The sequence below is a fragment of the Alteromonas sp. MMG017 genome, assembly GCF_018100795.1.
Lineage (GTDB): Bacteria > Pseudomonadota > Gammaproteobacteria > Enterobacterales > Alteromonadaceae > Alteromonas.
The window spans coordinates 1-348 of record NZ_JAGJDY010000083.1; the positions used below are offsets into that span (position 1 = coordinate 1).

Below are 348 nucleotides of genomic sequence, written 5' to 3' on the forward strand. Positions count from 1 at the left end.
AATGCCAATGGATGCTACAAAAACAACATCATTTATAGCTGGAGTATTACTAGTACTCAGCGAACCCGTTATTGAGTTTTACTCTCTTCCAGATGGAGTTTACGGTTTTACCTTTCTCTCCTTAATTTTATTGCTAGTTATTGGTAAGCAAATTATTAGAGAGTCTCAACGACAACTTCGTACCGAGAATGATTTTGATAAAAACCCATGGTATGACCCTGATGCATTGCGTTTTGCTGTTAATACTTTTACGCGTATACTGTTCTTTCTATTAGGTTTTATATCTGCGGAAGAATCTATGAGGTTAGTAATTGGCATTTAACAAACACATTAAGTCGGTCGCAAGCT

The 348-nt window shown here is 36.2% G+C and carries 1 protein-coding gene; it reads left to right on the top strand.

Translation table 11 applies throughout. The features are described from left to right. On the top strand, positions 1 to 322 hold a 322-nt coding region (locus J8L84_RS20315), incomplete at its 5' end, for a hypothetical protein (RefSeq protein ID WP_211072291.1). Between the last annotated feature and the right edge of the window lie 26 nt (positions 323 to 348).